This is a genomic window from Halothermothrix orenii H 168 (assembly GCF_000020485.1).
Lineage (GTDB): Bacteria > Bacillota > Halanaerobiia > Halanaerobiales > Halothermotrichaceae > Halothermothrix > Halothermothrix orenii.
This window is the reverse complement of record NC_011899.1, coordinates 1,185,907-1,205,453: the sequence shown is the minus strand read 5'-3', so window position 1 is coordinate 1,205,453 and position 19,547 is coordinate 1,185,907. Positions and strand designations below refer to the sequence as shown.

21 protein-coding genes and 3 tRNA genes are annotated in these 19,547 nt (G+C 35.1%); 8 read left to right on the top strand and 16 right to left on the bottom strand.

What is annotated here, in order from left to right:
• Nucleotides 1-13: 13 nt before the first annotated feature.
• Entirely contained in the window at nt 14-376 is a 363-nt protein-coding gene (locus HORE_RS05825) for a hypothetical protein (RefSeq protein ID WP_012636049.1), read from the top strand.
• Nucleotide 377: 1 nt separating this feature from the next.
• A complete protein-coding gene (locus HORE_RS05820; RefSeq protein WP_012636048.1) occupies nt 378-1,328 on the top strand; it encodes an aminopeptidase in 951 nt (316 codons plus the stop codon).
• A gap of 41 nt (nt 1,329-1,369) precedes the next feature.
• Here HORE_RS05820 and HORE_RS05815 read toward each other — a convergent pair whose 3' ends face one another.
• Nucleotides 1,370-1,906, bottom strand: coding sequence for a hypothetical protein (locus HORE_RS05815; RefSeq protein ID WP_012636047.1), 537 nt, complete (start codon nt 1,904-1,906; stop codon nt 1,370-1,372).
• A 198-nt stretch (nt 1,907-2,104) separates the two neighbouring features.
• On the opposite strand from HORE_RS05815, the gene HORE_RS05810 reads away from it, so the two are divergent.
• Nucleotides 2,105-3,037 carry a tyrosine-type recombinase/integrase gene (locus HORE_RS05810; RefSeq protein ID WP_012636046.1) on the top strand — a complete coding sequence of 311 codons (933 nt, stop codon included), beginning with the start codon at nt 2,105-2,107 and terminating at the stop codon, nt 3,035-3,037.
• On the opposite strand, the gene HORE_RS05805 is transcribed toward HORE_RS05810, so the two are convergent.
• The 5 genes from HORE_RS05805 to HORE_RS05785 form a co-directional block, all read right to left on the bottom strand.
• Complete coding sequence (locus HORE_RS05805; protein WP_012636045.1) at nt 3,034-3,831, bottom strand: SDH family Clp fold serine proteinase; 798 nt, start codon at nt 3,829-3,831, stop codon at nt 3,034-3,036. The two genes, HORE_RS05810 and HORE_RS05805, sit on opposite strands and share 4 nt — an antisense overlap.
• A 227-nt stretch (nt 3,832-4,058) precedes the next feature.
• Nucleotides 4,059-4,134, bottom strand: a tRNA-Phe gene (locus tag HORE_RS05800).
• Between the two features lie 5 nt (nt 4,135-4,139).
• Nucleotides 4,140-4,216 (bottom strand) — tRNA-Met (locus tag HORE_RS05795).
• A gap of 4 nt (nt 4,217-4,220) precedes the next feature.
• Nucleotides 4,221-4,296, bottom strand: a tRNA-Lys gene (locus HORE_RS05790).
• A gap of 70 nt (nt 4,297-4,366) precedes the next feature.
• Nucleotides 4,367-5,086, bottom strand: coding sequence for a radical SAM protein (locus HORE_RS05785; protein ID WP_012636044.1), 720 nt, complete (start codon nt 5,084-5,086; stop codon nt 4,367-4,369).
• A 296-nt stretch (nt 5,087-5,382) separates the two neighbouring features.
• On the opposite strand from HORE_RS05785, the gene HORE_RS05780 reads away from it, so the two are divergent.
• The 3 genes from HORE_RS05780 to nrdD are packed head-to-tail and all read left to right on the top strand — an operon-like array spanning nt 5,383 to nt 8,284.
• Entirely contained in the window at nt 5,383-7,413 is a 2,031-nt protein-coding gene (locus HORE_RS05780) for a ribonucleoside triphosphate reductase (protein WP_012636043.1), read from the top strand.
• 5 nt (nt 7,414-7,418) lie between these two features.
• Nucleotides 7,419-8,114, top strand: coding sequence for an anaerobic ribonucleoside-triphosphate reductase activating protein (locus tag HORE_RS05775; RefSeq protein WP_012636042.1), 696 nt, complete (start codon nt 7,419-7,421; stop codon nt 8,112-8,114).
• Nucleotides 8,115-8,128: 14 nt separating this feature from the next.
• The gene (gene nrdD, locus HORE_RS12795; protein ID WP_041605913.1) at nt 8,129-8,284 is read left to right on the top strand and encodes an anaerobic ribonucleoside-triphosphate reductase; all 156 of its coding nucleotides are present in this window, start codon (nt 8,129-8,131) and stop codon (nt 8,282-8,284) included.
• A gap of 308 nt (nt 8,285-8,592) precedes the next feature.
• Here the strand turns inward: nrdD and HORE_RS05765 are convergent, their stop codons facing one another.
• From HORE_RS05765 to HORE_RS05740, 6 genes are all read right to left on the bottom strand, one after another.
• The gene (locus HORE_RS05765; RefSeq protein WP_012636041.1) at nt 8,593-9,567 is read right to left on the bottom strand and encodes a peptidoglycan DD-metalloendopeptidase family protein; all 975 of its coding nucleotides are present in this window, start codon (nt 9,565-9,567) and stop codon (nt 8,593-8,595) included.
• A 176-nt stretch (nt 9,568-9,743) separates the two neighbouring features.
• Entirely contained in the window at nt 9,744-10,232 is a 489-nt protein-coding gene (gene trmL, locus HORE_RS05760) for a tRNA (uridine(34)/cytosine(34)/5-carboxymethylaminomethyluridine(34)-2'-O)-methyltransferase TrmL (RefSeq protein ID WP_012636040.1), read from the bottom strand.
• A gap of 96 nt (nt 10,233-10,328) precedes the next feature.
• Complete coding sequence (locus HORE_RS05755) at nt 10,329-11,087, bottom strand: MBL fold metallo-hydrolase (RefSeq protein ID WP_012636039.1); 759 nt, start codon at nt 11,085-11,087, stop codon at nt 10,329-10,331.
• Between the two features lie 54 nt (nt 11,088-11,141).
• On the bottom strand, nt 11,142-11,345 hold the full coding sequence (locus HORE_RS05750) for a hypothetical protein (RefSeq protein ID WP_012636038.1): 204 nt from the start codon (nt 11,343-11,345) through the stop codon (nt 11,142-11,144).
• 12 nt (nt 11,346-11,357) lie between these two features.
• Nucleotides 11,358-12,182 carry a peptidoglycan DD-metalloendopeptidase family protein gene (locus HORE_RS05745; protein ID WP_012636037.1) on the bottom strand — a complete coding sequence of 275 codons (825 nt, stop codon included), beginning with the start codon at nt 12,180-12,182 and terminating at the stop codon, nt 11,358-11,360.
• Between the two features lie 180 nt (nt 12,183-12,362).
• Nucleotides 12,363-12,920 (bottom strand): ECF transporter S component, encoded by a 558-nt coding sequence (locus HORE_RS05740; protein WP_012636036.1) that lies wholly within the window; start codon nt 12,918-12,920, stop codon nt 12,363-12,365.
• 109 nt (nt 12,921-13,029) lie between these two features.
• Between HORE_RS05740 and HORE_RS05735 the strand changes: the two genes are divergently transcribed.
• Nucleotides 13,030-13,374, top strand: coding sequence for a hypothetical protein (locus HORE_RS05735; RefSeq protein WP_012636035.1), 345 nt, complete (start codon nt 13,030-13,032; stop codon nt 13,372-13,374).
• On the opposite strand, the gene HORE_RS05730 is transcribed toward HORE_RS05735, so the two are convergent.
• Nucleotides 13,363-15,489: a SpoIID/LytB domain-containing protein gene (locus HORE_RS05730; RefSeq protein WP_012636034.1), complete on the bottom strand. Its 2,127-nt coding sequence runs from the start codon at nt 15,487-15,489 to the stop codon at nt 13,363-13,365. The two genes, HORE_RS05735 and HORE_RS05730, sit on opposite strands and share 12 nt — an antisense overlap.
• Nucleotides 15,490-15,743: 254 nt before the next feature.
• Here HORE_RS05730 and HORE_RS12415 point away from each other — a divergent pair, with 254 nt between their 5' ends.
• Nucleotides 15,744-16,268: a MerR family transcriptional regulator gene (locus HORE_RS12415; protein ID WP_012636033.1), complete on the top strand. Its 525-nt coding sequence runs from the start codon at nt 15,744-15,746 to the stop codon at nt 16,266-16,268.
• A gap of 126 nt (nt 16,269-16,394) precedes the next feature.
• Here the strand turns inward: HORE_RS12415 and HORE_RS05720 are convergent, their stop codons facing one another.
• The 3 genes from HORE_RS05720 to HORE_RS05710 form a co-directional block, all read right to left on the bottom strand.
• Entirely contained in the window at nt 16,395-17,714 is a 1,320-nt protein-coding gene (locus HORE_RS05720; RefSeq protein WP_012636032.1) for a PhoH family protein, read from the bottom strand.
• Between the two features lie 25 nt (nt 17,715-17,739).
• Entirely contained in the window at nt 17,740-18,162 is a 423-nt protein-coding gene (locus HORE_RS05715) for a PPC domain-containing DNA-binding protein (RefSeq protein ID WP_012636031.1), read from the bottom strand.
• A 92-nt stretch (nt 18,163-18,254) separates the two neighbouring features.
• Nucleotides 18,255-19,439 (bottom strand): aminotransferase-like domain-containing protein, encoded by a 1,185-nt coding sequence (locus HORE_RS05710; RefSeq protein ID WP_012636030.1) that lies wholly within the window; start codon nt 19,437-19,439, stop codon nt 18,255-18,257.
• Nucleotides 19,440-19,547 lie beyond the last annotated feature (108 nt).

Sequence of the window (19,547 nt, the reverse complement as noted above, 5' to 3'; positions counted from 1 at the left end):
GGATGTGGTTTCATTGGATATAATCATAGGTATTGTCCTTTTTGCCATGGCATTTATTATCCTTTATGCCTGGGGGTTTATTAAAGCCCAGCGCAAACCTCAGGTTTTACAATTAAAGTTCAAAAAAATGGTCTGGAATAAAGTCATGAATTTACTTGAAGGTAAAAACAGGATTGAATTTAAAGATATTATAAATTCCCTTGATGGTCTTGAACTAAAAGGTGGCTTTTTATCTAATCTGTCTATAAAGGTTGAAAACCCTGAAGAACTGGCCAATAGTATTTTAGATGAAATGGTAGAAAGGGGTTTGCTTAAAATTCATTCAAGGGGTAAAGTAATTTCTTATGAATTATTAACACAAAAAAAGGAGGGATAATATGGCCTCATTAATTGATGCTGCACGAATTATAGTAAAAGATTGTTTACAGGTAAAAAAGGATGAAAAGGTTGTAGTAATTGCCGATAAACCCTCCCGTAAAATATCGAGAACCATCTGGGAGGAAGCAAAGAAAATAGGTTCAGAGGCTATCTTTTTGGAAATAATTGAACGGTCAAACCACGGTGAAGAACCACCACTTCCTGTGGCTGAACTTATGAAATCCTGTGATGTATTCATTGCCCCAACTTCAAAGTCTTTATCCCACACCAAAGCCCGTAAAGAAGCCAATAAAGCCGGTTGTAGAGGGGCAACCCTTCCTGGAATCACTGAAGACATTATGAAAAGAACTTTAACTGCTGATTATGAAATGATCAAAGAACGTAGCCTCAACTATTCAAAGATTCTGGATAATGGGTCTGAAGTTACAATTACCACAAAATCAGGTACTGAAATAAATATGTCAATAAAGGGTCGTAAAGGTCATCCAGATACAGGTATATATACGGAAAGAGGCAGCTTTGGAAACCTACCTGCCGGTGAAGCCTATATTGCACCCGTTGAGGGTACTTCAAATGGAGTAATCGTTGTAGACGGGGCGATGGCCGGGGTTGGAATTCTTAAAGAACCCATTAAGCTTGTTGTTGAGAATGGATATGTCACAGATATTAGCGGTGGGCATGAAGCTGAAATACTAAAGAAATTATTGGATAAACACGGTAAAGAAGCCAGAAACATTGCTGAACTCGGTATTGGAACAAATGATAAGGCAACCATTACCGGTAATGTTCTTGAAGATGAAAAAGTAATGGGAACTATACATATTGCCATTGGTGATAACAGTACCTTTGGCGGTAATGTGCAGGTAGATAGTCACCTGGATGGTATTATAAATAAACCCACCGTGAAAATAGATGGAAAGGTTATTATGAAAGATGGTCAATTTGTCTAATAAAAATTAAACCCTCCGCACCTGGCGGGGGGTTTTTATATTTAGCTTTTTTTATAGTTAAAATACGGTTTCCCATTCTTGACCCCATAGGTGATGCCATTATATTTAAACTTCTCTTTAAAATCACATAAATCTCCATGTTCTTCAATTAATTCAACAAATTTTTTCTCAATTATTTTCTCTATCCTGTTTTTTTTAGCTATATAATATTTTTTATTAACTCTGGTCCATGATGTTAAACCTTCCCCGGCCGGTAATAAACTATGCTCAAAACTTATTCTTACCTGGTCAGCACACCAGTCATAAACTTTAAAATAATATGTATTATTATTATAAACACCGGCAAGATCATATTCCCGTGATATTAAGGGATGGCTTTTGCGTCCATTAGGCTGTCCAAATAAATCAAGTAATTTACCCATTATTTTAGGTAAATCATCCTTAAAAAAAATTGTCTGGCTAAAATAAATCTCCGGTGACTGGATCAATTGTTCAATTGGCTCAGGGGTTTTATAAAACATAACCCCGTTCCATTCTACCCTGCAATAGTTATTACTGACAACTCTTTTTTGATACAATTTATTATCCCCTCCTTAAAAATATTGTATATAAACCAGGCAGTATTATTATTTATGAAACAGGAGGGGATTTTATTCCTGTTAGTTTAATATTTGCCCTCAATTATATACAGTTTCAAGAAGGATATTTTTATTATTTATTGAATATAGTAAACAGGTTATTTCGCAAAAGATAACTTTGTCGCAGGAGGTAATAATATGGCAAACAATGTTGAATATTTAAATGCAGTAAAAAGTTTTAAAAAATATTTAGCAACAGAAAGGGGTTATTCCCCTCTAACTGTAAAGGAATATGAACGGGATTTAAACCTCTTTTATATTTATCTAACCAATGAGATGGGCTTTAAAAATGACTTTTCTCTAGATAAAATTAATAAATACCATATAGCTGAATTTTTAGGTGATACTATCTTGGTCCATGACAATGCCCCCACCACCAGAAACCGCAAACTCTATTCAATTAGATCCTTTTTTAAATTTCTTGTAAAATATGAATACATAAAAGTCAATCCAGCAGCCACCATTGAAGCCAGTAAAACAGAAGTCAGAGCCGAACCTATTTATATGAAGCTTAATGACGCCCAGAAGTATATAGAAACAATAAAAAAGCACGGAGGGGTTAACTTAAAAAGGGATCTGGCTATAGTAAAGCTCTTTCTCTATGCAGGTTTACGGGTTTCAGAACTTGTTGGACTTGATCTGGATGATATTGATTTTAAGGACCAGTCAATTAAATTCTATGGAAAAGGAAAAAAGGAGAGGTATGTACCTCTCCATCCTGATGTAATTATGTCTATTAAAAATTATTTCCCTGAACGTAATGAAATTCAACCCAAAAATGAAGATGCTATTAAGGCCCTGTTTTTATCCAGACATGGTAAAAGAATAAGTGTTAGGACCATTCAGATGATGGTTAAAAAATACGCTAAACTGGCCGGTGTAAAAAATGCTGATAAAATAACACCACACAAACTCAGGCATACTTTTGCTTCCCTACTATATCATAAGACAAAAGACTTAAAAATTTTGCAGGATTTACTGGGGCATGCCGATATTTCAACTACCCAGATATATACACATACCGATGTCAAACAGAGAAAAAAAGCCATAAAGGAACTTCCGGATTTCTAATTAACATAATATACTGAGGGTCGTCCCCAGCCTGGTTGAGGATATAATTCCATCAGGTCATAGATTTCATCGGGAAGTTCAGTATTAACTTCAATGCCCAGTTCTTCCAGGACATCTAAATTGAGGGGGAAATCATGGGTAAACTTTCCTGATGAAAGATTTTTAACAACCCGATTAACAACTTCTTTTTCCATTCTATCTTCCAGTAATAAATATAAAAAATTCTGGAGCTGATGGACTGCTTTACTGGCTACATCTGCCAGGATCAGGGTTTCGTCATCAAGCTCATCTTTGTTCTTGGTTGAAGCAGTTTTAAGTATTGAAACGGCTGGATACTGGCCTATCTGGGGATCGACTGGTCCCAGTACCGCATTTTTATCCATAATAATCTCATCGGCAGCGAGAGCAATCAGTGTTCCCCCTGACATAGCATAATGGGGAACAATAACCCGGACCGGGGCCGGGTGTTTCTTTATAGCCATGGCTATTTGCTCTGCTGCCAGGACCAGCCCTCCAGGGGTATGTAATAGAATATCAATGGGTTTTTCATCAGGTGTTGATCTGATAGCCCGTAATATCTGTTCAGAATCTTCAATATTAATAAACCTGGTAAAGGGTATTCCGATAAAACTCAATATTTCCTGGCGGTGTATCATGGTTATAACCCTGCTATTACGTTCTTTCTCAAGTTTTTTTATCAGCTTTATACGCTGATAAATCAATAATTTATTTCTTATAACAGGAAGGATAAATAAGATTATTAAAATAATCCACAAAACATATGTAAGTTTCATTGTTACCTCCTCTCATTTCTCTAATTGTAATTAATTTTATTTTATCTTAAAAAAATTGGAAAGTAAAGCTATTGTTTATTATAAGGTTTCTTAAATATTGAAAACTAACGTATAAAAAATTAATATTTATTAGATATTATTGCAGATTCTTATTATGAAAGTATTTTTATGAAATTAAATCTTATATAAATAAAAAAAACCCGGTATCTAACCGGGTTAATAATATCTGGTGGTGAGAGGCAGAATCGAACTGCCGACACGAGGATTTTCAGTCCTCTGCTCTACCAACTGAGCTATCTCACCATAAATGGTTGCGGGGGACGGATTCGAACCGCCGACCTTCAGGTTATGAGCCTGACGAGCTACCAGACTGCTCCACCCCGCGATATTGGTGAGCCATGGAGGAATCGAACCTCCGACAACCTGATTAAAAGTCAGGTGCTCTACCAACTGAGCTAATGGCCCACCTCGTTGACGACGTTAAATATATTAACATCTTTATTTTGAGTTGTCAAGCAATAAATTAAAAAATTTTTTAAGTAATAACCTCTACATTATCACCCAGGTATTCAGCTATTTCCATAAGCCTTTCTTCTGGTATACGTTTTACCCAATTTTCTGTTCCTGGTCGGTCCAGGACATTTAACTGAATCTTATCGGGTTTTATTCTATTAATTGCTTCCTTGAATAGCATTAACTCCTTTTTATTATCATTCAAATCCGGAATTATGAATATTTCCAGCCACATTTTACCGTTATAGTTTTTCCTGAGGTTTATCAAACCCTTTACTATTAATTCTGCATTCAAACCAGACACAGGTCTATTTATTTTTTGGAATATCTCTTCTGATACAGCATCTAATGAAGGTACAATCAAATCACACCCTTTAATTTCTGAAATAACCTGATTACGGTATAAAAGAGTGCTATTGGTCAGTAGGGCCACCTTATATTCGGGATAATTATCTTTTAAAAAAGAAATAATTTCTCCGATACCCTTATGAAGGGTCGGCTCTCCAGAACCGGAAAAGGTAATATAATCTAACTTCGGTCTGTTATACAGATATTTTTTTAGTTCATTAATTACCTCCTCAGTCGGTACATACTCTTTCCTCTCCAGGGTCAGTTTATCTGTTTTACCACATTCACAGTAAACACAGTCCAGGGAACAGGTTTTAAAGGGAATTAAATCAATTCCAAGGGATTTTCCCAGTCTTCTCGATAAAACCGGTCCAAAAATATATTTTAATTTCATATTCCCCACCTTTCTAAAGGTCATAAATTTTAACCTTCCACAATAATCTTACTTTCTTGACTATTATAACAAATTATTTTAAAAAAATCATATTTATTTTAAATATCAGGCAGGAATTTTTAGCCTCTCCAGAGAATTAATGATATAACACAACATATTGTGGTTTTAATTTATTTTACACACTATATATTGTAAGGTGATTAATGCAGTCCCTTGACACAACCACAAAAATAGGATACAATTGACCCTGTCATTTTATTTCAAGACTGTTATTCTATATCAGAGGAGGTTTATTAATGGTCGGTAAGATTAAAAAGCGAGACGGTCGTCTGGTTCCATTTAAACATGAAAAAATTAAAAATGCTGTAATGAAAGCAGCTCAAGCCGTAGGGAGGAATGATGTAGAAGAAATTGGCGAAGAAATTACAAGGGAGATTATATCTTACTTAAATATATTTTTTAAAGATGAAGGGGTACCAACTGTAGAACAGGTCCAGGATTTAGTTGAAAAAGTATTGATAGAAAAGGGTTATGCTGAAACTGCTAAAGCATATATTCTTTACAGGGAACAACATGCCAAACTCAGGAATACTAAAAAGCTCTTCAGTGATGCCATTAATACCATAAATAGATATCTGGATAAATCTGACTGGAAGGTAAATGAGAATAGTAATATGGGCTTCTCTTTACAGGGACTTAATAACCATATTTCATCGGAAATTACAGCTCAATACTGGTTACAGGAAATCTATCCCAAAGAGGTTAGAGAACATCATCTTAATGGAGATTTACATATTCATGATTTAAGTAATCTTTCCGTTTATTGTTGTGGTTGGGATTTGCAGGATCTTCTTCTAACAGGTTTTGGTGGGGTCTCTACCAAAGTAGAAAGTAAACCTCCAAAACATTTTAGAACAGCCCTGGGACAAATAGTAAACTTTTTTTATACCCTTCAGGGGGAAGCAGCTGGAGCCCAGGCCTTTGCCAACTTCGACACCTATCTGGCCCCGTTCATATATTATGATAACCTTTCATATAAAGATGTTAAACAGGCCATGCAGGAGTTTATTTATAATATGAATGTCCCCACCAGGGTTGGTTTCCAGACCCCTTTTACCAATATTACAATGGATTTAACACCCTCTCCAGCCATTGCTGATCAACCGGCTATTATAGGGGGGAAACCCATGGATAAAACCCTTGGGGAATTCCAGAAAGAAATGGATATGTTAAATCGTGCTTTTGCCGAAGTTATGCTTGAGGGGGATGCTAAGGGAAGGGTCTTCTCCTTTCCTATTCCAACTTATAATATTACCAGTGATTTTAACTGGGACAACCCTGTTCTTGAACCTATATGGGAAATGACTGCCAAGTACGGAATACCATATTTCAGTAACTTTATTAATAGTGATATGAACCCGGAAGACGCCCGTTCTATGTGCTGCCGCCTCAGACTTGATAACCGGGAATTAAGAAAACGGGGAGGCGGCCTATTCGGTGCTAATCCTATGACCGGGTCAATTGGAGTTGTCACCATTAATATGCCACGGATAGGCTATTTATCCAGTAATAAAGAAGAATTTATGCAGAGGGTCTTTCATCTAATGGATATTGCCAGAAAAAGTCTGGAGATCAAAAGAAAAGTATTAGAAAAACTTACTGAATCCGGTCTTTACCCCTATTCCAAATTCTATCTCAGGGATATTAAAAAGAGATTTGACAACTACTGGCAAAACCACTTTAATACTATTGGTCTTAATGGTATGAATGAAGCTATCATAAATTTTATAGGCAAAGATATTGGCAGTCAGAAAGGAAGAGAATTTGCCCTTGAAATAATGGACAGGATGAGAGAAAGACTGGTTAAATACCAGGAAGAAACTGGACAACTCTATAATCTGGAAGCTACTCCTGCCGAAGGTACTTCATACAGGTTTGCCAGGCTTGATAAGGAAAGATTTAGTGATATTATTACAGCAAATGAAGAAAGAGTACGTAATGAAAATGCCGATCCTTATTATACAAATTCTACACATTTACCTGTAGGATATACAGATGATATTTTTACAGCCCTGAAATTACAGGATCCTTTGCAGACACGTTATACTGGGGGAACTGTTTTCCACGGCTTTATAGGTGAAAAATTACCTTCAACCACCAGTACTAAACTCCTTGTCAGAAGAATTGCTGAAAACTTTAAACTCCCCTATTATACAATAACCCCTACCTTCAGTATATGTCCAATCCATGGATATCTACCAGGAGAGCATGAATATTGCCCCAAATGTGATGCAGAAATTGGATATAAAGTAGAGAAAACCGGGTGAGGTCTATGAAGATAGCTGGTTTACAGAAAACAAGCCTTATTGATTATCCTGAAAAAATATCAACTGTTGTCTTTACTTATGGTTGTAATTTAAGGTGTCCTTACTGCCATAATTCAGGTCTTGTTAAAAACAACAACAAAAATATTGACTTTATTTCCCTGGATTTATTATTCGAATTTCTCAGGAGAAGAAAAAAATTAATAGACGGTGTCTGTATAACCGGTGGCGAACCCACTCTGCAGACTGGGTTAGAACCTTTTATTAGAAAAATAAAAAAAATGGGATTCAAAATAAAGCTTGATACCAACGGAACGAAACCTGATCTAATAAACAAACTGGTAAAGGAAAATTTAATTGATTATATTGCCATGGATATCAAGGCTCCTTTTTCCAGATATGGGTTGCTGGCCGGAAGCTCTAAATATAATAATCAGATAAAAGAAAGTATTAATATTCTGCTTAATTCAAATATAGACTATGAATTCAGAACAACAGTAATCCCTGGCTATCATACAGAAAATGATCTGATAAAAATAGCTGAATTAATTAAAGGAGCAGGTCGTTATTTCATCCAGAACTTTAAACCACATAATACACTGGATAGTGCCTTTAAATCAAAAAAGGGATTTCCACCTCATGTACTTGAGGATTTTAAATCAAAAATATCGCCTTATATATCCAATGTGGGAATTAGAAATTAAAAGGAGGAATAGTAATGGAAAAAAAGAGACAGAAATGTGAGGTCTATTCCCGGGTTGTTGGTTTTTTAACCCCGGTATCACAGTGGAACAAGGGAAAAAAAGAAGAATTTAAAGACAGGTTAACCTATGATAAAATCCTGGATAGGGATATAATCTCATCTGCAGAATAAATAAAATCTTTTTACTTTAATATTTTATTTCTAATTAAATACAAAATATAAACACAGAGAGGAACTCAACGGTTCCCTCTGTGTTTTTTAAAATTAACTTTTAATTTTTTGTCAAAACCTACCCTTCTACCCTCTCTTCACCCTCTCTTAATTAAGAAATATAATCCTGTTAAAGTATAGGAAAAACAAAAAATATTATAGCAGATAAAATATCATAATAGATAACCTGACAAAGTATTGTTATATTCCAGACTTAGTTTATGTTATTTCCTATATAATTTTTAGTTTATTTTATTTCCTAATATAATTTAAGGTAAATAATTAATCGGGTTCACTGTTTTCCCCTTATTATAAATCCTGAAGTCCAGATGGGGACCGGTACTCATCCCGGTACTCCCTGCCAGTGCAATAACATCCCCCAGTTTCACCTTTTGACCGGCTCTTATTAACAGACGTGAATTATGGGCATAAAGGGTTCTGATACCATTTTCATGGTCAATAATTATGGTTTTCCCAAACCCCCTTATCCAGCCACTCTGGATAACGGTACCACTGGCAGCAGCTCTAATTCTGGTACCAATAGGAACAGCTATATCTATACCGCCATGAAATTCACGTTTGTTGGTTATAGGATGGATCCTGTACCCATATGGTGAAGAAATCCGGCCGAGCACAGGCCATATAAAAGCTCCCTTTTTAAGCCTGAAATTATGTTTCCTTCCTTCTTTAAGGTGGGGTATAACCAGGGTCTGTCCTACAAAAATACGGTTGCTATGAAGGTTATTGGCCAGTTTAATTGTTTCCACTTCAGTCCCATATCTTTTAGCAAGATTATAGAGGGCATCTCCCCGCTGGACAACATGTATTATTCTATCATAGAGTATTCCATCCTTACCGCCACCAATACCTGTTTTAGGGATATATAATTTTTGACCTGTATAAATCTTAGAAGATTTAAGATTATTTCTATCTTTTATTGCCTGTACGGTAGACCCTGTTTTCAGGGCGATTTCAGACAGGGTATCCCCCTTGTTAACTATATATTTAGTTTCTTCTACCATTTCATGCAGTAAATTTAAAGTCTTATCACCAACAATACCATCTACATCCAATCCATTATTTAACTGAAAAGCCTGCACAACCTGTTTTGTTCTATAACCAAAGACACTGTCAACTTCAATGTCATACCCCAGGTCCCTTAAAATCTGTTGAACCTTTTTTACTTCCCTTCCCCTATCACCCAACTTCAGGGTGGTGGCAAGGACGGGACTACTAATTATCATAGTAATAATTATAAATATTATAATTGCCTTAAAAATTTTTTTATTTATTTTAAATCACCCCCACCCTCTTTTAAGAAACTGGTTATATATACCATTTAGAATAAACATAGGTATCTATTATATTCGACAGTATATTAATAAATTCCTGCATCCATTTATTTGTAATTTATTCCATACTACTTGCCTATATTTATAAATTTACCCTCATGTTTTAATCCTGGAAAATTAAGCTGTCTTAATGCCTCATAGAGAATAATGGCAACCGAATTTGATAGATTTAAAGACCTGGTATTGTCCTTCATGGGAATTCTAATACAATTCTCAATGTTATTCTTAAGTAAAGATTCCGGCAGACCGGCTGTTTCCTTACCAAAAACAATGAAATCATTCTCCTGATATGAAACAATATCATATGACTTTGGTGCTTTGGTAGTAGCAAAATAAAAATTGGAATCTTTATATTTTTTCATTAGCTCTTCCAGGGAATCATAATAATATATATCAAGTTTATCCCAGTAGTCAAGGCCGGCCCTTTTCAGGTACCTGTCATCAATTGAAAAGCCAAGGGGTTCTATTAAATGAAGACTTGATCCGGTTACAGCACATGTCCTGGCAATGTTACCAGTATTTTGCGGTATTTCAGGTTCAACGAGGACTATATTCAAAGTTTTATCCTCCTTTCATGGTTAAATTTATTATATAAACAAATATTATAATAATTAATTTTTTAATAATAGATTGATATAATACCATTCCCTGATCTATATTATTATCTTTAAACCATCATAGGCAGGTCTAACCCATGAAGGTAAATTCTTTTTTAGCTCCTCATGTTCAACACTATGGGAAAGGTGAGTTAAATAAGCCCTGCTAACCCCTGTTTTCTCAATAACTTCCAGGGCTTCTGATATATTCATGTGAGTAGGGTGAGGCCGGTATCTTAACGCATCTATTATCAGTATATCCAGCCCCTCTAACTTATCATAGGTTGATTCAGGAATGTGGCTACAATCAGTTATATAGGCTATTCGCCCAAAGCGGTAACCCAGGATATCAAGTTTTCCATGTTTGACAGGAAGGGGGATGATTTTTATGTCCTCAATAAAAAAAGTAGAATTAACCTCAATGAGTTGAACCTGAGGTAACCCTCCACCCATCTGTACAGCGTTAAAAATATAATTAAAGGTTCTCTTGATATCTTTAATTGTAGAACTGTTACCATAACAGGGCAGCGGTCTTTTATTAATTAAATTAAAGGCCCTGATATCATCAAAGCCCATAATATGATCGGCGTGGGAATGGGTATATAGAATAGCATCTACTTTATGTATTCCGTTATTGAGAAGCTGTAAACGGAGTTCGGGGGGAGTATCTACCAGAATAGAAAAAGATTCAAATTTAACATAAATAGAGGAACGGGTCCGTTTGTTCCTTGGATTTTTGGACTGGCAGGTTTTACAGTTACACCCAATGACCGGAACTCCATGAGAGGTTCCTGTTCCCAGAAATACTATCTCCATAGAAAATCCCCTCTTTCTAATTGGATTTTATAAGAGGGGAGTTTATTTGTCAACTTATTTAACTAAATAGTAACAAAAATCAATTTCGTCATCCTTTTTGTCTTTTAAAACAGATTTCAATACAATACCAAGTTCTTCACTGGTTTCCAGATTATTATTAAAAAGATAATACCTCTTTAGTATAGTGCGGCTGGCAGTAGATTCTGGATAGGCGGCAACAAATTTAGCTATTGTATCTATTTTTTCTTTTCTATTCATGCTAACCCCCTTTCAGACCCGGAAACCATTTAACAAATACCTTTTATTTAAATACTGAAGTGGGTTTACTACCCGATTACCTACCCTTATTTCAAAGTGTAAATGAGGTCCTGTTGAATCACCACTATTACCGCTTAAAGCAATTATTCTTCCCTGTTTGACCCTCTCCCCTTTTTTTACAAGGAGTCTTAAATTATGGGCATAATATGTTAGTTTATTATCCCGGTGTTTTATGATGACAAGGTTACCATAACCATTCTTCCACCCACTATAAATAACAATACCCTCTTCTGCCGCATAAACAGGACTACCTATGGGAACAGCTATATCTATTCCGGTATGAAAGTGTTTTTCTTTCCTGATAGGGTGTATTCTCCAGCCAAATTCAGAAGTAAGCCTCCCCTGAACCGGCCAGATAAAATGGGAATCATAAGAACGGGAAGCCAGTGTATACCGGACCTCACCTGAATTTGTTGGAATCATTATTTTCTGTCCTGCATAAATAACCCTGGGGTTTTTTATTTGATTAATTTTAATTAATGTTTTTATGTTAACCCTGAATTTTTTTGCTATTTCCCATAGGGAATCGCCTCTTTTAACCTGATAAGTAACTTTTTTTACAGGAATTTTTATCTTTTGACCAATCCTTATTACATCTGGATTGTTTATTTTATTTAAACTGATGATTTTCTCTATATTAACATCAAAATAATGAGCAATTTTAGATAAAGTATCTCCCCTTTTTACAGTATACACCGTTGTTTCAGCAGCCTGAACCAGACTGGTAAGAAATACAATGAAAACAAATAAAACAATTATATTTTTAAGTAATTTCATGTGCCGTTACCTCCAGACAGTACAGATTTTATTTATATGTATTTTTTCCATTACTTAAAAATTATATACATAGGAGGTAATTCACAATTCCTAAAAAAAAACCAGCAGTAAACTGCTGGAGATTGTTAAAATACTTTTATTTTTAGTTATATAATAATAAATTTAGACTACTGATAAAACTCAGGCACTCTTAAACCCTTTAAGACCCTTATCTTTAAGAAAATAGGATATCTTTTTATAAATAATAAAAGTTATAAAAGAATTTAATAATGATTTAACAATATTAAAAGGAATAATGGCCGGGGCAAGTATGGCTATAATCTGTTCACGTGTGAAACCCATAAAGTAGGGGTCAAGTAAAACATTGGCTATAACCATAACTACTGTCATGGCCACCGAACCCATCAGTAGACCTGTTATAGCACCACTCCTGTTATGCTTCCTCTTATATATAACTCCAGCTACCAAAGTCAGAGTTCCGGTAGCCAGGAAATGCATAATTGCACCAAATAAACCCCCTAATCCAGTAAAAAGGGCCATCAGAATAGACAGAATAAAAGTCACAATTAAAGCTGGAATCGGGCCATAGGCAAAGCTAATAATTAAAATCGGTACATCCCCTGGCTCATAAATTAAATACGGAGCCGTAGGAATCAAGGGAAATTTTATTAATACCATAAGCAATAAGGATAGAGCACTCAGTACACCGATTGCTGTTAATTTATTAGTATCCCTCATTTTACATTCTCCTTTTCTATAGTTTAATTTGTATCAATTTATTGCTAATTTACATATCATATTATAACTTAGATTTGTAACGATAACAAGTATTAAATGGAGGTTAAGTATGAATACCGAACGTTATTCCAGAATTAGAGATACAATTACACAATTAATAAGTGGAATCAAAGAAAAAAATTATGATAAAATAGAAAAAAATACTATTAACAGGCCCCTGTTCTGGAAACTGGGCCTGGCTAAAACAGATATAAGGGAATTAAGCTATAACATTTTAAATTTAGACTACAATAATAATTCAGCTTTCGCAACCCTCAAATTAAAGGGTAGTTTTGAAGTCCTGGGGGATGAATACTATATTAACAATAAAACAATAAAATTAAAGTTAAACAATATAAATGGAAAATGGAAGGTAGATTTAAGCAGTACAGACAGATCCATTTTACTCATATAATTTTTTTATCTCGGTCTCTTTATAAAAATGTTTTAAAATCTGTTTATAATTAAAACCTTCATCAGCCATACTGGCAGCTGCCGTTTGATCGAGGCCAACATTATGCCCCCAACCACCTCCATATAGTATTAATGAAGATATGGTCCCCTCAGGACTATATATTTTTTTTATTAAAAATCTACTACTCCTCAATCCCCCGAGATAACTTCTAATCCTTCCCCCCGATAAGGTCAGGCTTTTATTCCTACCAGTAATCTTTAGTTTCAAGACACTTCCCCCTTTGCTTTTTTCAAGGGGGATTATATTTATTATATCTTTTATATTTAACTTCTCTTCAAGGACTCCTATCGGTAAATATTTTACCCAACGATAACTATTGTTAGGTGAATAACGGGGGTTATTTGAATAAGAAGGTGTGTCTGTGATTAACCATCTTTCAAGTTTATAGGGGTCAAGAGGGAATTCAATATTATTATCAATCATATTATTGGACCCCGGTAAATAAGGTAGTTTACTACCCCAGATATCATAACTACTCTCGGAAAACCCACCACTATTACTACTGAAAACTGCATCAATAATTCTATTATGGTAGGTAATAACCTCACCCATTGTTTCCAGAATAGCTTTTGTTGTCCGTGGGCTTTCTTTCTCAACCCCCCTGTAAGCAGCACAATGTACTTCAGCACATAAATTATATCCGTCATCCTTATGTCTGTTCAAATGGGCCAGGGCATAACTCCTGGCAGCAACGGCCTGTGTTTTCAAAGCCTCATGTGGCCACCAGGCCGGCATCTCAGATGGTACAACTGATAAAAGATATGCTTCCACATTAACAATATTTATAAGGTTGAAACCATCATTGACCGGATAGGCTTCCAGGGCACCGCGGAACTGACGGTCTTCATTGTCTGCCCAGAAATAACCTTTACCATAGGCAAGGTCATATAATAAAAATAATCCATGTTTATTTGATTTTATAACTAAAGGTTTATTTGATTTATACTTCCTTATAAGTTTCTTTTCTTTGAAAATAAAATATGTCCCCTCTTCCCTTTTTACACTCCACTCTGTATTGGCATTACCCTGTAGTAAAGGCTTATTATTTCCTTTAAGAACAAAGGCAAAATCAGATGAAGCCTGAAAGGAAATTGACTTAACGCCTTCAACCAGTCCTATCCTTAATTCAGGTATATTCTCTCCATAAACCGGTTCTACACGGCGCCAGTATATATTCTCCCTTTTTTTTTCTTTTTCAGATTCCTCTTTTTTGATGATAGCTGGGTAGTTTTCTTCGTAAAAAGTTATCTTTTTTCTGGCCCTGTTGGTACTATTACCGGTTGCCAGACTTTTCTTCCAGTAATAATAGGCATCTTCGTAATTATTCAGTTTCTCCATTAAGATTGCCAGTTCTGGATATATAAAAGAAAGACTGTAATCCCTGCTCAGGGATAATTTATAATGATATACTGCTTTTTTATATTGTCTTTCATTTTTAAAAACCCCGGCAAGGCCCATATAATTCAAGGGTAAATCAGAATATAATTTAATCCCATTCTGGAAATGCTTTTTAGCTTTATCTGTTTCACCTTTTAACTGATGTATCTTCCCCAGATAGTAGTTTAGCAGTGATTTCTCTTTATTTGAGAGGATTTGTCCATTTTTATTATTATTCTGGTTAAGTAATTGATAGGTATCATAAAGTAATTTATAAGCACTTTCATATCTGGCAGACTGGTAAAAAACCTGTCCTTTTTTATATTTCCAGTAAATGTTCTCCGGTTCAAGGTTGATTAACCTGTTCAAGTAAAAGAGGGTATCTTCGTATTGACCCAGCTCTTCTGAAAGCGTAACAAGGTTTTTAAGGCTCCTAAGGTCTTTACTCCGGGCCCCATGAATAGTTTTATATAAATCATATGCTTTAAGGGGATTACCGTTATAATATTCTGTTCTGGCTTTTTTATATAAATTATGTATTTCAAAATCAGTTAAATCAGTCTCAAGCAACTTTGTTAGACCACTAACCCTTTCTCCGTCAATACTGATCAGCATTGTAACAAATGTTATCATGGCAACTAATATAATTAAGGTATTTTTATAACTAAAATGGTACATTCTCTATTCCCCCTGTATTAAACAAAAATAAATTTATAGTGATTACATATTTGGTATATTATTCTATTCTTGCAGGATTTTACTTGTTTACATAGAATAATACATATAAAGTAAATAACTTTAACCTATATAGTAACTTCATTATAACAGCTGGACAATGGTTTAAGCAAGGAAACTTAAAGCCTGTTTTTTTCCTTATTTTTAGTATAAAAAATACTTATAAAAACGCTGATAACAGAGAAAGGAGGTATGGCATGGAAAAGAAAGACTATACTACCTCAGAAGCAGCTGAAATTTTAAATGTAGCCCCATCAACATTAAGATACTGGGAATCAGAACTTGGTAATTACTTAAAAATCCCAAGGGATAAAAATGGCTACAGAAAGTTTACTCCTGACAATATTGAAACCCTTAAGAAGATAAAGGAATATTTATATGAACGAAAATTCTCCATAAAACAGGTAAGGGAAATACTTAACCTTGAGGAAAGTAAACAGGATGTAGCAGCAACACTGGTTGGAGAAACAGATGAACGGGTTAGTTCCCTTGTTTCTATTCTTATTGATAAGATTGATGGGGTAGAAAATGGTATTAAAGAATTAAAAGAAGGACAACAGAATTTAAAGACTGAATACTTGCAGGCAATAAAGTTATTAAATATTACCTTTGAAAGACGGGACAGAGAGCTTATTAAAGAGATTCGCAAAAGATTGGACCAGCGGAAGGAGGAAAATAATAAAAACTTATTAAAAAGATTATTACCCTGGTCTGATAAATGAATAAATAAATGCCTCTCTAAATCCCATTAAAGGAAATGGAGAGGCATTTGTTTTATAACAGAAGTCGCGTCCAGTTTTTTACAACCAGAATTATAAAAATCCCCTGGAAGCTATTATATTTCAGAGTTATAAAATTTTACTTGCTATTTCGGCAAGCTCTGACCTTTCCCCTTTAACAAGGGTAACATGACCTCCTATTTTCTCCTGATGAAATTTGTGTGCCAGATGGGTTAAGCCATTATTGTGTAAATCTAAATAAGGGTTATCTATCTGGTAAGGATCTCCGGTTAAAACTATCTTGCTACCCTTACCAACCCTGGTTATAATTGTTTTTATCTCATGACTGGATAAATTCTGGGCCTCATCAATTATTATAAACTGACCGGGAATAGATCTACCTCTAATATAGGTTAATGCCTCCACCTGAATTAAATCTTTATCAACCAGATATTCAAAAGAATAATCGGAACTATTATCGGGTTGCCCCAGGATATATTCAAGGTTGTCAAATATTGGTTGCATCCAGGGCTGTAACTTCTCTTCTTTGCTCCCCGGAAGAAAACCTATATCATTACCCATGGGAACAACCGGTCTGGCAACCAGAAGACGGTTATACCTTCCTTCATCAGTCACTTTGGCCAGGCCACAGGCAAGGGCTAACAGGGTTTTCCCGGTCCCTGCCTTTCCAGCAAGGGTTACTAACTTAATATCATCATTGAGTAACAATTCAAAGGCCATGGACTGTTCCCTGTTTCTTGGTTTAATACCCCAGGCCTGTTTTCGCAAAAATTTAAAGGGTACCACCCTGTTACCATCATATCTCCCGAGGGCATGTTTGTTTTCAACATCAATTGCATTAAACTGAACCATTTCCTGGGGATATAGTTCTATATTCTCATTATTTATATCCTCAGGGGGAATACCCTCATTACTAAAAAATAAATCTATTACTTTAGAAGGAACATCAATTTCTTTAATTCCTGTATATATATCTTCATCTTTTAACCTGCTGGATTTATGTTCTTCAGCTTTTAAACCAAAGGCATCGGCTATTAATCTTAAATTAATATCATTTGATACCAGAATTACTTCCCGCCCGGGTTCTTCTTTTTTTATATTAATAGCAGTAGATAAGATACGGTTATCCATTTTGGTAAAACTTAAACCTTTAGGTAAAACCATATCATTAAAATCTATCACTAGTCTTAATAAACCTCCATCAGGAAGTTCTACTCCCTCATTAAGGCGACCTTTACTCCTCAGGTCATTTAAAATCCTGGAAGTCTCCCGGGCATTATACCCGATTGAATTATTCTTGTTTTTTAAATTATCTATCTCTTCCACTACCGGTAAGGGAATAACTATTTCATGTTCGTCAAAAGAATAAATAGCCATCGGGTCCATTAATAATACATTGGTATCAAGTACAAATATTTTACTGGCCATAACTCCCCTCCCTTCATTTAGAACCTTACATTGACCACAATGAGAGACCTGTTTTCTTATCAAAAGTTCTCTCAAGTTTTTCTCCTATTAATTCCTGAATAAAATATTCAGCTGCAAAAATAGTTGTTTCCTCTGACAGATGCCCCCCATAGGTATTTCCATTTTCGTCTGATACAATAATATGGGCATGAACAAAGGGTTCTCCATTCAATAATGAAATATTTCCCTTACAGCTAACTATCTCAAGGTGTTCATCTATTTCTTTAAAAAAAAACTCCCTCTCATCCTGTAAATAATAACCGAATTTTGCTTTTTCCACTGCTCCGATTAACATAAAAACACCTGTTTCAATATTATTTTCCCTAACAACTTTCGTTAATTCCTGTAAAAGGTCACCACCTTTCGGTAATCTTCCGAGGAAAGTTCGTCCCTTAGTATATTCACCCATTACGTCTACTCCTTTCCTGGTATTATAAAATCTTCTGTATACTTGAATAATTCTTGATTAATAAATATTTTCCTTCTGTATTATATCCTGATTTAAAAATTATTAATAACTTTTCCCAGTATACTCAACCCCTTATCAATTTCAGACAGGGTATTATTTGAAAAAGATAACCTGATATAATTATCCCCTCTTCTATAATCTGAACAGAATGAATTGCCGGTAACAAAGGCAACCCTGTTTTTTATCGCCTGCTTTAATAACTTTTTACTCTTTATTCCAGTCGGTAGTTTTACCCAGAAGAAAAATCCCCCTTCAGGTCTTTTCCAGGAACAGCATTCCGGAAAGTATTTTGTTAAACCTTCTTCCATTTTTACTAATTTTTGACGGTAATATGGTCTTATTTTTTTTATCTGTTCCTGAATTATCCCTTCCTGGCCGGCATAGGCAATAAGTTCCTGTCCCAGGGTATTTGACGCCAGATCGGTATTCTGCTTGGCAGTGGTCAGTAATTCAATGATTTTTTCAGGTCCACATATCCAGCCAATCCTGAAACCTGGCATAAAATATTTTGAAAAACTACCGAGGTATATTACCTTTTCATTATTATCAATACTCTTTAAAGCAGGAAGGGGTTTATTATAAAAACTCAATTCCCGGTACGGGGTATCTTCAATAATATAAAAGTTATACCTGTTAGCCAGCTTCAGCAACTTATAACGCCGTTTTAAGGAGAGGGTCATCCCTGACGGATTAGAATAGTCTGGCACCAGATAAAGAAATTTTATTTTCTCCCCCTCTTTCAATAACTTCTCTAATATATCAATCCTGAGTCCATTTTCATCAACTTCAATCCCCATTATCCTGGCCTCATAACTATTAATTGCTCCGATTCCCCCTACATAACCTGGGTCTTCAACGGCAACTGTATCCCCCGGGTTTAAAAATAGTTTTGCCAGAAGATCAAGACCCTGCTGGGAACCTGTTGTAATTAAAATTTGGTTTTCATTGACCGTAATTTCCTGCCCTTTAAGGTAATTAACAAGATATTCTTTAAGATTCTTTTTTCCATCAGTACTGCTGTACTGAAAAAGGCTGTGCCCTTTTATATTTATAAGTTTATTAATGAGTTGTTTTAGTTCCTTTACCGGGAAAATTTTTTCATCTGGAATACCTCCAGCGAATGAAATTATATCATCTCTACCGATAAGGCTCATAAATTCACTTAATTCTTTGTTTTCCATCCTCTTTAACCTGCTGGCAAAAAAACCTCTATCCACTTTATAAACCTCCTTTTTTTATGGACATTAAAAAATCCCTGCCCTAGAAGGCAGGGATGTTATCATAAACACGGTACCACCCGGCTTTGTTATTTTCTCACGAAAATA